Below are 14,419 nucleotides of genomic sequence, written 5' to 3' on the forward strand. Positions count from 1 at the left end.
TCCACCTTTGGGTTTTGGGGTTTGTGGTTTGTGGTTTAGTGTGGTTTTTTTGCCTTTTGTTTTTGGTGCTTTTGTATTTTTTGCTTTTTTGGTGTGAGGGGTGATGCAAGCAAATAGTTTGGAGGGGGCTAAGCGATATTATGCTGGCCTAAACAAAAGCTAAGCGCAATATATTGCTATTTTCCCTAGTTTTATTTTTGTAAATTAGATTCTGCGTTTTGAGAATAGAAAATTGCAAAATAAAAGATTGCAAAAAGCCTAAGCAAAGCACTTGGAGAATCTAAAGCAACCAAGTAGATAAACAACTCGGAGGGTTGATTGTTGGTTTGGCATTCAGCGGGTATTTGTTTGGTTTTTAGTTTAGTTTGGCTTTTAGCATAAGCGAGGCTATATGGATATAATATTTATGTTGGTGTTTAAGCTCCTATATTTTTTTGTTTTATTTCCTAAACCCAGGCTTTATTTTAAGATTTTTTCTCTCTTTGCAAAATATTTTAACCATCTCTAAAAACAATTTTTAAGCTTTTGTAAACCAGAATGTAAATTCAAAGAGGCAGTAATATGAAGTTAAAAAATTAAAGACTCTAAATACGAAGATTGCTAAAGTATGACCAATGAAGTTATTATGAAAATTAGATTCTGCTTCAGACTCACATCTTTGGCAGAATCTAAATAAAGCCAGCAAGTGTCGGCTAGATGCTCTTATAGCTTTCTAGCCGAGTGTTTTAGCTAGATTTGGCTATTTGAGCTTTTGCTAGGCTTATTTTTTTAGTGTGGGGATGTATTTGGATAGCGCGTCGATCTCTTCGTCGCTAAGCGCTGCAGCTTGCCCCCACATAGTTGCGCCCAAACCGAAGTGGTTTAGCGTTTTTGCTTTGTAGCCTAGCAAATCTTTTTTGATCTCCTCTGGCGTCATGCTGTTGGTGACTTTGCTTTTGCCAAGGGCGTTTTTTTCCATGTTTGCGCCATGGCATGATTGGCACTTTGTCTTGATGATGTCAGCTGGAGCAGCCGCATTTAGCGCAGCGACGCAACCAAATATACCTAATGCAACGAGTATCTTCTTCATCTTCATCTCCTTTTGCGATGTGCAAAGGTAATTTTACAACTAAAAGATAAATGAGAATCTTTGCGCGGCGATTTTTTCTCAAAAATGTGTAATTTTGATAGCAGAGGGGTGGATTGGTGGTGGATTGATGGCTGGGGTTTGGCATCTGGCGCGGTTTTAGTATCTGACGCGGTTTTGGCAGCTGGCGCAGTTTTTACATCTAAGATGAGGCGGCGTGCGGAATCCAGAATCTAGATTTTTAGATTCTAGAATCGCCACAGAATAAGTATGGCGCAAATTTGATAGATTCTGGTGTTTTTGTGGTAGAATTTGCGCTTTAATATCCAGCAAGTAGTGGAATATAAGAATATTTTAAGGTTTTTCCATGATGTCGCATAGCCCGTTTTTTTCTATCGTTATTCCAACTTATAATGTCGAACAATATATCACAAGATGTCTAGAATCTTGCATTAACCAAACTTTTAGTGATATTGAGATTCTTATCGTGGATGATTGCGGAAGTGATGATTCTTTGCAAATCGCGCAGGGTTTTGCGGACAAAGATTCTAGAATCCGCATTATTCATAATCCTCGCAATTTGGGGCTATTTGGCGCGCGACTAAGTGGCGAGAGAGAAGCAAAGGGAGAATATATCCTGCCGCTAGATTCTGATGATTATCTTGAGCTAAATACTTGTGAATTGCTTCATAGAAAAATTATTTCACGCAATTTGGAATATACGCCTGATATTATCCATTTTAAGGCGCATTATTTGGGGGACAAAAACGCTGGCTTTGTGGAAAACTGCAAGCACAAGCTCCGCTATCTCCTCCCCACGCGATTTTCGCGCGCACCGCTTCAAAATGAGCAGATTGCGTATAATTTTTTCCTTAAAAGCAAGCAGTTTCCAAAATTCACCCTTTGGGATAAATGCTACAAAGCAAGCCTGCTAAAGCAAAGCGCGCTATATCTTAAGGGTATCACGCGTCCGCTGACGATGGCAGAAGACATGCTGAAGTTTTTTGTCATCGCAAGCCTTGCAAAAAGCTATACGAGCATTAACAATAAGCTATATGTCTATTGCCTAAATCATAGCTCCATTACGCAGAGGGCGGATTCTGCGGATAGAAAAATCAATGATATGCTATTTATTATGGAGAATTTAGACAGGCTAAGCACAGTGCTAAGTGGCGGCAACTCATATATGCCGCAAATTTCAACAAGAATGCGCTACAATCTAGCCTCTCTTGTTTTGCTAGAATTGCGCTTTAAAAATTCGCCAATAATATTTGCCGATAGCGGCAAAAGCGCAACGATACAATGTCAGCAACAAGCACTAATCCTGCCACCATTGCCAAAAAATGGATTTTTTATACGCACGCTAAAGCGTATAGCCACCGCGCTTAATGGCGCTGGTAGCACCTATTTGGCTTCTTGTGTATTTTCCCTAATGTATTGGAATCGCATTTTGACTTATATTCGTATTTTTGGTTATATTGTGAGCTTTGGTCGGGTTAGGCTTTAGCTATCGCATAAAGGCGCTCTTCTAGCTTTTGCTGCTTTTATAGATAGTGCAGCCAAAGATTTTTATTATATTATATTCTTTAAATAATCGGATTCTGAAATATTTTTTTGCATACAGATGCCATTTTTGTGCTACTATGATAGCCGCCTTGCATTTTTGGATAAAATCAAAATCACCAAAGTCGCCATTATAGCGATTTATCATAGCCTTATCTAGCGTGCCTTTTTGCGCACAATTAATTAAATCTTGAAGCAATATGACAGGGCTTACAAAATAAATCTGTCCTTCATAAATCCCTCGTGATAGGTTTCTCATCTCTTGCTTTGCTCTCGAAATACTCAATTCATACAATATCGCTAAATCATTTTTGCTAGCCAAGGTAAGCACATCGTTTAAGCCTCTTATCTGATCAACCCAAGATTTTTTATCCCATGAAATGTATCCGATTTTGTGGCCTATTCTATAGCGATAAGTAACCTCTGGAACTGCATAAAATCTCTGTGCTTTTATCATGGCTTGCACAAAAAACGGCGGATCTTCATATTTTGTATATGGAGGTTGAAAAATATTGTTTGCAAGCAAAAAATCTAGCCTATAAATAAACCTAGTCCAGCCAAAATCAAATTGATAGTCTTTGTATTCTACAAAATCTTCTTTTTCAAAGGTGTAGCCAAAAAGATGTGGCGGAAAATCTACAACAATTTTGCCTTGCATATATTCACTAAAGCATCCGCCGCAGATGAGCGCATCATTTTTTTGCGCTTTGGTGCAAAGCAACTCGATAGTATTTGCATCAGGATAAAAATCATCAGGGTCCATAAAGCACACATACTCGCCTTGCGCTACTTTTATCCCCATATTTCTAGCACTCGCCACCCCTTTATTTTCTTGCCCCATGTATTTTATCCTAGAATCTAGCGCGGCGTATTCTTGCGCTATTTTGCCGCTATTGTCGCTGCTGCCATCATTTATAAGGATTATTTCTAGATTTTTATAGGTTTGGTTAATGATAGAATCCAAGCATTCGCGCAAATATAGCTCGACATTGTATATGGGGACTATTATAGATACAAAAGGGGCAGAATCCAAATCGCAACCTTTGGCTTAAATATTTTGCAAATAAGATTGCTATCATATCACAAAAATGTGGATTCTGGTGGCATTAACTCCAATGTTTTTTTGGTCTGTACTGCTGGTGATATTGGCTTAGCTTCTTCCCATTTGTTGGGGCAATAGTCACATGCTTTATAAAAATCTTGTGCATAAAATCGCAATATGTCGTTTTTAAAATTGGGTGAATATGCGCGCACAAAATCACCTTCGAATTCTTTTGCACCTTTTAGCTTGACAAGCGCGGAAGCTATGGGACATATAGATATTATCGCTTCAGAATCTTTCTCTTTATCCTGGCATAGCAGGCTGACGCAGGGCATCTTGCATGCCAAATAATTTCGTCGTATTTCTTCAGTGGGTCTATTGCGCTTGTAGATTCCGCCTATTTCTCTCCACACATCGGCTGACTTTAACACAATATGGTTTATGTCAAAATTCACTAGTGATTTCATTATTGCTTGTTGTTTTAATATGCTTTTTAGAGCAGGATTTGAGCTATAGTCAGATATCGCTACGCGTATTTTTGGCGACCGAAGTGCTACAAGTAGCTTGTCGCCAAAAGGAATGGTAGCATTTGTTATAAGCTCTATGAATTTTATTTTTGACTGTTTTGAGAGATAGCCCATAAGTTCTGGCAGCTCTTTAAACAGCAATGGCTCGCCTCCCAAAACGGTGAAAAGCGATATGGAATCTATATTCTGCAATAGCTTATCTACATTTGATTTTATATTATCAATATTTGTTGTGAATTGTTGATTGCTTGAAAAATACTGCATCAAGTTGGAGCATGACTCGCATCTCAGCGTGCATTTGGTGGTTAATATTACCTCTATTTTTGGAATATCAACAAAGCCTAGCAATACGCGAAGCCGAAAAAAGCTGCTACCAAACTTTTTGAAAAATTTACGCTTGATTTTTGTCTTTATGCCCCCCCCCCCCCCTATTAGACAGCAAATCTATGACATATAGTCTAGAATCCTTGTTGCGATGTATATATACCTCTTTAAATAGTCTATTTTTTAACAATGCCAATCTCAATTGCATCTCCTTATATTTGATATTTGGGTATAAGCAATAAATATGCCCAAATGACATTATGACAGATCTTTTTGCGCAGAGGCCGGGATAATAGCTAGCGCAATACCAAAAATCATAAATAGCATAATCTGCCCCGCCCTATTTGGCAATGCGTCAAATAGATTTGAAACTATAAGCCCCACAAGTAGAAGCGTTAAGCTTATCGAAAAAATTTGCGCCAAGATATTAAAACTGTTCTTTGGGCGCAGGTTGTGTTTTTTGTATAATGTTCTCATTTGCATAAATATCCAAGCATGCAACCAAATCATAAAAATAACACCAAAGACACCTAACTGAAACCAAATATATAAAACCCCATTGTGATTCGTCCAATAATATGGCAGTATAGAACCATCTCGTTGTATTTGTATGGGGTAGGGCATATTTTGTGGAGATTTGGCAAAAATTTGTGCTATATTTTTACCAAATAATATTAATCCAAAACCATTTGGCCTAAATGGATTATCAAGAATAGCAAGGATGGCGGATTTTGTCATGGAGATTCTGCTTAGAGATGAGTGTTCTAGCTCTATATGACTATCTTTTGGTAATGATTGGGGCATACATATTCTATTTGATACACACAAGCTGTCAAACTTTCCCATAGCAGCCGGTGGCATACTCCATATTTTTGCGACATTATCAAGTATTTTTTGCAGATTGTAGCGGTCGCTAAAAGATGCGCTTATATAGTAAAGTGATACAAAGAATGCAAAAATCACTATGCCAACTAGGCTAATAATTTTATATTTATGCTTATAGCTAAAAATAAAAAATGGCATAGCGCACACAACAATGGTGGCGATATATAAAAATCTTGTGCCTGCAAATGTACATGCAATCAAGTTTATAATAACCAATATAGCAAATAATGCTTTATATTTTGTGGCAATAAGCCCCCCTATGCTTATACTTAAAGGAATTAATAAAAAAAAGGCATAACCCGTTTGAGCTTCGCTGAAAAATATAGGCATAGCCCTATAAAAACCTAGCGAATGCGTATTATCAGTATCAGAAAATTTCATATGCCGCTCTGTCATAAAATCAAAAAAATCAATAATTGTAAATAGTGGTTGTAACATGCAAATCGCAACAAAAACATATAAAAATATTATTTTTGCTCTTACATTTATGCTAGCAAAATAAAAATATATAGTAATAAGAAAAATGCTTGGCTCCAATAGAAAACGCCTCAAATATACTGCACTTAGTTTTTTATCTACAGTAAATATAAGCGATATAAATGCAAGGACAATGATTGCAAAGAGGCACATAAAAAATATTTTAGATTCTGTAAATTTGTTTTTTGTAGATATCAAAAAACTATGTATTTTCATTTTTAGCGGTTGTTTTTGTTTTATAAATATATATGTCTGGCATAATGCAAAAATAATAAGCGCTACATATAGCGCATTTATAGCTATTTTAAATAATGGATTTGGTTTTATTGTGGGTTCGCCCGTGTTAAGCAAGGCAAGGCCTACTAAAAACAAAGCGCCAGCAATGCTATAGCCAATACTGCGTATTTTATGCATGGTATTTGGGCTGTCTTTATCTCCACCAAGCGCTTTACGCATCTCTGCCTTGCTCCAGCTCTATCCATTTTTGCGCGATTCGCACGGCATTTGTCGCGGCACCCACGCGGATTTGATCCGCCACACACCAAAGATGCAAAATCTTTTTGTCAAAATTATCCTCGCGGATTCTGCCCACATAGGTATGATCGGTGTCTGTGGCGATGGAGGGCATAGGGTAGATGTGGCTTTTTGGCTCATCAAGCAGCACGATGTTTGGCGCTTTTTCCAGCACTTCGCGCGCTTTTTTGGCACTCATCTCTTTACTAAATCGTATCGTGATGCTTTCACTATGACTCCTAAGCACTGGCACACGCACGCAAGTAGCACTCACCGGGAAGTTCGCGTGCATGATTTTATGCGTCTCATTTATCATTTTCATCTCTTCTTTGGTGTAGTCATTGTCGATGAAAATATCGATATGCGGGATCACATTGAGCGCCAAACGATGCGCGAAGACTTCGGGCTTGCAGTCCTCCAGCTCAAATGCAAAAAACTTTTGCATCTGCATCACAAGCTCTTCCATACCGCGCTTGCCCGCACCGCTGGCGGCTTGGTAGGTGCTGACATCCACGCGCTCTATCGCGCATACTTCATGCAAGGGTGCGAGCACTTGCACCATTTGGATGGTCGAGCAGTTGGGATTGGCGATGATGTTGCGCGCGCGCCAGGCGGCTATGTCTTGCGGATTGACTTCGGGGACGACTAGCGGGATGTCTTTGTCCATGCGAAAATGACTGGTGTTGTCTATCACGAGCGCGCCGACTTTTGCAGCGCTTGGCGCAAACTCCTTGCTGACACTCCCGCCAGCGGAGAAAAACGCTATCTCAATGCCTTGCTCGCCAAAGACTTCATGTGTCGTCTCAAGCACTGGAATCTGCTTGCCAAACGCCTCTATCTCCGTGCCAGCCGACCTTGCAGAGGCGAGTGCCACGATGCGCTCCACTGGGAAATCCACCTCTTCTAGCACTTTGATGATCTCTTCGCCCACCGCTCCGCTAGCACCCACGATGCCTATGACAAATTTTTTCATTATCGCCTCCTTTTTGGATTTTGGATTTTGGATTCTAGAATCTGCTCTGCGCTTTGGCTTTTAGATTCTAGTTTTGGATTCTAGATTCTAGTTTTTAGATTCTGGGCTGGTTTGCGCTCTTGATTTTTCTAGTTACGCTCTTTAGTTTGCTTCCTAGTTTCGCTCTTTATAGTCTTGGTAGCCAAACTCTTTTAGCATCACAAATCGCCCATTTTCCACCACGCCAAGAGAGGGCAGCGGGACGCCATTAAAAGTGGTGTTTTTCACGATAGTGTAGTGCAGCATATCCTCAAACACCACTCTATCGCCCACATTTAGCGGCGTATCAAAGCTAAAATCCCCGATGATATCGCCTGCTAGGCATGTGGGGCCACCTAGGCGATAGTGGTATTTGCCGCAGGTTTTGGGTGGATTCTGGTTTGGATTCTCGTGCGCGCTTTGGCTTGCCTTTATGTCAGATATATCAGAATCTGGCTCGCGCGGATCGCCTTTGTCCGCTTCGGTTATCTCTATTTTGCCATCGCTTGCCTCATCGCTTATTTGTCGCGATACTTTAAACACACTCGGGCGATAGGGCATCTCTAGGCAGTCAGGCATATGCGCGCTAGCACTCACATCAAGGATAGCGATTTGCCCATCATTTTCCACGATATCCACCACTTCGCCGACTAAGAATCCACACTGCCAGCCCACCGCCTCGCCCGGCTCCAAAAACACCTCGATATCATGATGCTTGGCTTTAAACTCTCGTATGAGCGAAACAAGCAGCCCTCTATCATAATCCGCGCGCGTGATGTGATGCCCCCCGCCGAAGTTTATGCACTGCATCTGCGGGATATACGCGCCAAAGTGCTTTTCGACATGCGCTAAGGTGCGCTGCAGCGCGGCAGAATCCTGCTCACAATGCGTGTGAAAATGCAAGCCGCTGATGCCTTCCAGCCCATAAGATTCTACGCCCTTTTGAAACTCGCTAGGTATGATGCCAAGCCTGCTTTTTGGCGCGCATGGATTGTATATCGCGGGGCTTACTTCGCTATAGAGTGGATTTACCCGAAGCCCCACAGATATGGGCGATAGCCCGAGCGTTTCTAGTTGCTTGTTTTTAGAATCTATCGCGCTTTTGTAGCGCTGCCATTGCGCGAATGAGTTGAAAATGATGTGCGTGGCGATTGGCAAAAGCGCGTTTATCTCGCTAGGCTTATAGGCCGGCGAAAACACGCACACTTCCTTGCCACTCTCCCTCCCGCCTATCTCTTCAAACCCAAGCCTTGCTTCATGGATCCCGCTAGCAGTGCTTCCGCTCAAAATCTTGCCAACCTCTTGGAATCTACGCCAAAACGCATAGCCTTTGAGCGCTAGCAGGACTTTGGCGCCGGATTTTTCTTGTATGTCAGAGAGTGTGGCGAGGTTAGATTCTAGCTTGTCTTTTTCTAGCACATAGCTGGGTGAGGGGATAGAGAAAAATTTTATATTATTATAAGATTGCATATGCGCTATTCCCGATTATGCTAGTTGCGCTGGTTGGCATTGCTTTGGCTACTTTAGCATAAAGTTTTTGATGACGCGCTCCACATCCAGCGGATTTGACTTGGAAATAAAATCATTTGCCTTAAGCGACATCGCCATATCTTCGTTGCTGCTGCCACTCATCGATGAATTTACGACGATTGGGATGTGAGCGGTGTTTGCATGCGCTTTTACTTGCTTGATGACTTCAAAGCCGCTCGCCTCTGGCATTTCTAGGTCAGTGATGATAAGCCCGATTCTGCTTATATCTGTCGTTGGCGCGAAAAGATAGTCCATAAGCTTTTTGCCATTCAAAAAGTCATGATGCACCACACCTATGCGATCAAGGATGAGGCGCATAGTTTTTAGCACGCTTGGGCTGTCATCTGCGAGCAAGATTTCTTTATCTGTCTTGATTTTGGAGACTTTTTGCAGATCTTCTTCTTTTTCTTTCTCAATCCATGGGAACACATCCACAAGCATCTTTTCGATATCCACCACCTGCACCAATCGCCCATCAAAATACCTTGTGCGGCTCACTAGCTTGCTTGTTGGGTTATTGCCTACAGCGCCGGTGCTTTGCTCTATCTCTGTCCATTTTTTGCTTAGGATTCTATCTGCTTCATACACGCGCACGCCGATAGTCCAGCGCGAAAACTCACAAATCATCACAATATCTTCATTGCCATCTTGCTGGATTTTGTAAGGGCGGAGATCTTTTGTTTTGTTGGCACTATCATAGTAAAACCATTTTCGCATATCAATAAGCGGAATGGTAAGCTCGCGAATCGTGATAAGCCCCTCTACGAGCGAACTTGGCTCATGGCTTACGATAGTGATAACCCCGCGATATTTCACCACCTCGCGAATCTTAAAAACATTCACCGCGTAGAGATCTTTGCCCTTTTCTATGCGAAAGCATAGCAATTGTAGCTCGTTGTTTTTATGCAGGTTGGTGACTTGATCTACTTGTGATAGATTTGACATGTAAAATCCTTTAGTCAAAGTTAGTCAAAGTGCGATATGCTAAACCCTATTTATAATCCGTTATGATAGCATAAAAAGAGCGCGTTTAAATTAAAATTGCTTTAAAAACACTTTTAGATTCTTAGCGGCTTGGCGGATTCTATTTTCATTCTCGATAAGTACGATTCTCACATAGCCTTCGCCATGGTGTCCAAAGCCAACTCCGGGGCTCACAGCGATTTTTGCCTCTTGCAAAAGGCGCTTTGAAAACTCCATGCTTCCTAAACTCCTCGCACATTCTGGAATCTGCGCCCAGATAAACATACTCGCCTGCGGTTTTGCCATCTCCCAGCCCGCGGATTTAAAAGATTCTATCAAAACCTCCATGCGCTTTTGGTATTTTGCGCGGATTTCATCCACGCATTTTTGCTCGCCATTGAGCGCGATTGTCGCGGCGATTTGCATTGGCGTGTAGATTCCATAATCAAGCCAGCTTTTTATTTTTTGCAATGCCTCTACCATCTTTGCATTTCCCACCACAAAGCCCACGCGCCAGCCCGCCATATTGTAGGTTTTACTCAAAGTGTAGCACTCCACCGCCACATCTTGCGCGCCCTCCACTTGCAAAATGCTAGGCGCTTTATACTCGCTAAAGCAAAGCTTGGCATACGCAATATCGCTAATAATATAAAAACGCTCTTTTTTTGCCAACGCCACGAGGCGCTCATAAAAGCTAAGATAGGCGATTGTCGTGGTTGGATTATGTGGGAATCCTACGACGACAAATTTTGGCTTTGGCGCGGATTCCTGCAAAGAGGCAAGGAGTTTTTCAAAATAATCCTCCTCATCAAGCTCCATTTTTTCATTCCATTTGATAGGGAAGCTGATGACATTTGCGCCATTTAAGATAAAGGCGTAAGAGTGTATCGGATAGGCTGGCTCGGCTACGATGGCGGTGTCACCCGGATTTGTGATAGCCTGTATCAAATGCGCGTAGCCCTCTTTGCTCCCCATAGTGACGCAAGCTTGCGTGTTTGGCTCAAGCTTCACGCCATATTCGCGCATATACCAATCACATATCGCAACTCTAAGCTTATAGATTCCCTTGCTTACGGAATAGCCGTGATTTTTTGGCTTATTTGCTGCCTCGCACATTTTGTCAATTATATGCTGTGGTGTCGCGCCATCAGGATTCCCCATGGAAAAGTCGATCACATCTTCGCCATTTTGGCGCATGGCAAGCTTTATCTCATTAATCGCGGCAAAGACATATTTTGGCAGTCGCCTTATTTTTTCAAATTGTATTTCATCAAACATCGCTTCTCCTTAAAGTATCCTCACAAGCTAACATTCTTGACAAGCCAAAGCATTCTCGTAAGCCAAAGTATCTCGACAAGCCTTGCAAAAGATGCAAGTTTAGCGTATTTTACAAAAAGATTTATAGAGATTTTGCCAAGTTTGTAAAAGTTTGCATCAAAAGCGCACAAAATCGCAGAATCCAAAAAACACCAGAATCTAAATTATGCACTAGAATCTAAATGACAATAAGATGATTTAGCTTAAAGTTTTGGTAGAATCTGCGACTCGATTTGGCTTGGCAGAATCTAAACTTTTGGCAGAATCTAAAAACTTAATATTTCGGAGGTCATAAGTGCAAAAATTTCTGCAATGGTATAAAAAAAGCACAAAAAACAAGGTTATCATCTTTGGTATTGTCTTTGTTCTTTCTTTATTTTATTCATTTTTGCATAGACCTTTGGGGCTAATAATGTGGTATAATATCAGCTTTATACGAAGAAAAAGAGCGAATAGGAACATTAAAAAATTACATGGTTAATGAAGAAAAGTTTTTAGAATCCTATAAACAATATAATATTACAGATAAATTTTATAAAAACCAAAAAGAGCTTTTTAGATATATTGATGATTTTGAAATAGACTTGCTTGCGAGCTCTTTTGTGGGATTGAGCGAATGGTATCTGCAATCTTTTTTGTCAAAAAGTAAAAATTATATCTTTTATTTTGGTCTCTATATAACCTACCAGAAATACTATGACAACACCTATACCCCTGAAAATACCGCTATGTTTATGGAGTTTTTGAACAAAAATGAAAAAATATCTTTTTTTATTGATAAATTAGAACTTAATGATGAGGAATTTGCGCGTTATGCGATTCAACAAAATATACTTAAAATAGTATTTATATTTCCATATATATCTTTTCTCTCACAAGAGCAAGTTTGTGCTTTGCCAGATAGAGAAAAAATTTTAGAGAATTTGGAGCAATCTAATGCTGTATTACAAAAAGAACTAAAAAATGGCAATATGATATATGAAGAAATGAAACAAAAATCAGAAGGACTTGAAAGTAATATTCAAGGAATATTTGATATGTATAATAAAACTAAGGACAAACTCAATGAATGCAAATGAAAATACAAGATAAAAAGCGATATGCGAGCCAAAAAGCTTAGGCCAAAAGCTTATCTAATGCTTTTATGCATTTATTCTTTGTTTTTGTATTCCTTGTTTTTATCTTTCGCTTTTATCTTTTACTTCTATACATTTTGCTACAATCCGCTTGCAAAATACACACCAAAACCACGAGAAAACAATGAAAAACAACGATTCTAGCGCGCAGATTCTAAACATCGAGCGCGGGCTGATTGCGGCGATTTTGTTTGATGAGGAGATTTTTTCAGAGGTGAATGATTCTTTGGCGATAGAGGATTTTCTCTATCCCTCACATCAAAAAATCTATGATGTATGCTGCGAGCTAAAAGCGCAAAACACGCCTATAAACGCCGATTTTGTGCGCGCGCGATTGCAAGAGAAAAAAGCGATTCCAGATGAGGATTTCGCGCAGATTCTAGCGACAAGCCCCATCGCCAACATAGAAGCCTACATCAAAGAGATAAAAAACGCCTCTATCAAGCGCAACCTCGCCAAACTCGCGATGAATATCGCAACACTTACCAATGACACAAGCCTGCAAAGCGAAGACATCCTCGATAATATCGAGAAAGAAGTCTATGCGCTCTCATCCAAAGGCGCGCAGGTGGATTTCAAGCATAGCAAGCAAGTCGTGCTAGAGATGCTAGAATCTATAAAAGAGCTAAAAGAGCGCGGGAATAATATCCTTGTGGGGCTGGATACTGGATTTATGCGGCTAAACCGCTATACGACGGGATTTAACGCGGGCGAGCTTATAGTCATCGGCGCGCGCCCTTCTATGGGAAAAACCGCGCTTTTTTTGAATATGATACAGCACACCATAAACCGCAATGAAGGCGTGGCGGTGTTTAGCCTAGAGATGCCAGCTACGCATCTTATGCAGCGTATGCTTTCATCGCTTACTTCGATCCCGCTGCATGATTTGCGCGTGGGGAGGCTTGATGATGTGTCGCTAGAAAAGCTCACCATAGCTATGGATAAAATGGCAAAAAGACCGCTTTATATCGATGAAAGCAGCTCGCTAACTATCGCGCAGCTGCGCTCCAAACTCCGTAAGCTAAAAACCAAAGAGCCAAATCTAAAAATGGCAGTCATCGACTATCTGCAACTAATGCGCGGAAGCGGGCTAAGGCGCGGCGATGGCGCTAGGCAAGAAGAGATTAGTGAGATTTCACGCGGGCTAAAAACACTAGCGCGCGATTTGGAAATCCCAATCATCGCGCTTTCACAGCTAAACCGCGTAGTCGAGACGCGCGAGGATAAGCGCCCGATGCTCTCCGACCTAAGAGAATCTGGCGCGATAGAGCAGGATGCGGATGTGATTTTGTTTTTGTATCGCGATGATGTGTATGCGAGGCGCGCGGATAGAGAAAAGATAGCCAAGGCAAAGCGCGAGGGCAAAGATGATGAGGTGAAAAAGCTAGAAGAAGCCTTTCTAGCGCGCGAGCGCGAGCACACTATCGAGCCTGCAGAAATCATCATCGCCAAAAACCGCAATGGCGAAACGGGCACGGTGGATATCCAGTTTAACAAGCCTTTTATACGATTTGAAGATAAAGAAAAGCCACAGGAGCTAAACTATGCGCCAACAGACACGAGGATAGAATCCGATAATAGCGATGTGATAGAGACTATCCAGATATAGCGCAAAATGAAACGAGGGGTGCAAAAAGCAGAATCTAGGGGCAAGAAAGCCAAAAATGTGGAATCCAAAGGGGTGGGTTTGGTGAAAATAGATTCTGGGGGTTTTGGTGCGGTAGATTCTGGTTTTTGCGCGGATTCTCGCGCGGCGGATTCTGCGGGCGTAGATTTTGGGGCGAATTTTGTGGATTCTGCGGGCGTGGATTCTGGAGTAGATTCTCGCGCGGATTCTGGCAATGTAAAATCTAAAAAGCTAGAATCTAAAGAATCTCAAAAGCCAAAAACCAAAAAGCTAGATTCTGGTTTTCGCAAAGCAATTTTTGCCAAGATAAAATTACTACAATCGCTACAAGCAAAAATCCCAGAATCCAAAATCCCAGAATCTAAAATCCTAGAATCTAATTTTGCCAAAATCAAATCCGCGCTCGCCACCCCCAATCCACATTCAAATCCAAAGCTGCCAAACTCAAATCCATAAAA

General features: G+C 41.2%; 15 protein-coding genes. 5 read left to right on the forward strand and 10 right to left on the reverse strand.

Annotation, left to right across the window (positions count from 1 at the left end; translation table 11 throughout):
* Positions 1-760: 760 nt before the first annotated feature.
* Positions 761-1,075: a cytochrome c gene (locus BKN38_RS01200; RefSeq protein ID WP_367593401.1), complete on the reverse strand. Its 315-nt coding sequence runs from the start codon at positions 1,073-1,075 to the stop codon at positions 761-763.
* Between the two features lie 54 nt (positions 1,076-1,129).
* Between BKN38_RS01200 and BKN38_RS10900 the strand changes: the two genes are divergently transcribed.
* Positions 1,130-1,303, forward strand: coding sequence for a hypothetical protein (locus tag BKN38_RS10900; RefSeq protein ID WP_156528104.1), 174 nt, complete (start codon positions 1,130-1,132; stop codon positions 1,301-1,303).
* A gap of 130 nt (positions 1,304-1,433) precedes the next feature.
* Positions 1,434-2,573, forward strand: a complete 1,140-nt coding sequence (locus BKN38_RS01205; RefSeq protein WP_066454152.1) for a glycosyltransferase family 2 protein — start codon at positions 1,434-1,436, stop codon at positions 2,571-2,573.
* 21 nt (positions 2,574-2,594) lie between these two features.
* Here the strand turns inward: BKN38_RS01205 and BKN38_RS01210 are convergent, their stop codons facing one another.
* The 9 genes from BKN38_RS01210 to BKN38_RS10905 form a co-directional block, all read right to left on the reverse strand.
* Positions 2,595-3,662 (reverse strand): glycosyltransferase, encoded by a 1,068-nt coding sequence (locus tag BKN38_RS01210; RefSeq protein ID WP_066454160.1) that lies wholly within the window; start codon positions 3,660-3,662, stop codon positions 2,595-2,597.
* Between the two features lie 47 nt (positions 3,663-3,709).
* Positions 3,710-4,546: a radical SAM protein gene (locus BKN38_RS01215; RefSeq protein WP_158655932.1), complete on the reverse strand. Its 837-nt coding sequence runs from the start codon at positions 4,544-4,546 to the stop codon at positions 3,710-3,712.
* A 43-nt stretch (positions 4,547-4,589) separates the two neighbouring features.
* Complete coding sequence (locus BKN38_RS11590; protein WP_256325506.1) at positions 4,590-4,724, reverse strand: hypothetical protein; 135 nt, start codon at positions 4,722-4,724, stop codon at positions 4,590-4,592.
* A 56-nt stretch (positions 4,725-4,780) separates the two neighbouring features.
* Positions 4,781-6,340, reverse strand: a complete 1,560-nt coding sequence (locus BKN38_RS01220) for an O-antigen ligase family protein (protein ID WP_066454164.1) — start codon at positions 6,338-6,340, stop codon at positions 4,781-4,783.
* Positions 6,333-7,370 (reverse strand): aspartate-semialdehyde dehydrogenase, encoded by a 1,038-nt coding sequence (locus tag BKN38_RS01225; protein WP_066454166.1) that lies wholly within the window; start codon positions 7,368-7,370, stop codon positions 6,333-6,335. The genes BKN38_RS01220 and BKN38_RS01225 overlap by 8 nt, the downstream gene beginning before the upstream one ends.
* Before the next feature lie 153 nt (positions 7,371-7,523).
* Positions 7,524-8,858, reverse strand: a complete 1,335-nt coding sequence (locus tag BKN38_RS01230) for a carboxynorspermidine decarboxylase (RefSeq protein WP_082942455.1) — start codon at positions 8,856-8,858, stop codon at positions 7,524-7,526.
* Between the two features lie 48 nt (positions 8,859-8,906).
* Entirely contained in the window at positions 8,907-9,863 is a 957-nt protein-coding gene (locus BKN38_RS01235; protein WP_066454169.1) for a chemotaxis protein, read from the reverse strand.
* Between the two features lie 90 nt (positions 9,864-9,953).
* Complete coding sequence (locus tag BKN38_RS01240; protein WP_066454172.1) at positions 9,954-11,159, reverse strand: LL-diaminopimelate aminotransferase; 1,206 nt, start codon at positions 11,157-11,159, stop codon at positions 9,954-9,956.
* A 237-nt stretch (positions 11,160-11,396) separates the two neighbouring features.
* Entirely contained in the window at positions 11,397-11,546 is a 150-nt protein-coding gene (locus tag BKN38_RS10905) for a hypothetical protein (RefSeq protein WP_156528107.1), read from the reverse strand.
* Between the two features lie 125 nt (positions 11,547-11,671).
* On the opposite strand from BKN38_RS10905, the gene BKN38_RS01245 reads away from it, so the two are divergent.
* From BKN38_RS01245 to BKN38_RS01260, 3 genes are all read left to right on the forward strand, one after another.
* Positions 11,672-12,277, forward strand: a complete 606-nt coding sequence (locus tag BKN38_RS01245) for a hypothetical protein (RefSeq protein WP_066454175.1) — start codon at positions 11,672-11,674, stop codon at positions 12,275-12,277.
* A gap of 181 nt (positions 12,278-12,458) precedes the next feature.
* Entirely contained in the window at positions 12,459-13,943 is a 1,485-nt protein-coding gene (locus BKN38_RS01255; RefSeq protein ID WP_070957649.1) for a replicative DNA helicase, read from the forward strand.
* 6 nt (positions 13,944-13,949) lie between these two features.
* Positions 13,950-14,417, forward strand: coding sequence for a hypothetical protein (locus BKN38_RS01260; RefSeq protein ID WP_066454189.1), 468 nt, complete (start codon positions 13,950-13,952; stop codon positions 14,415-14,417).
* Positions 14,418-14,419 lie beyond the last annotated feature (2 nt).

The organism is Helicobacter sp. CLO-3 (assembly GCF_001854545.1).
GTDB lineage: Bacteria > Campylobacterota > Campylobacteria > Campylobacterales > Helicobacteraceae > Helicobacter_B.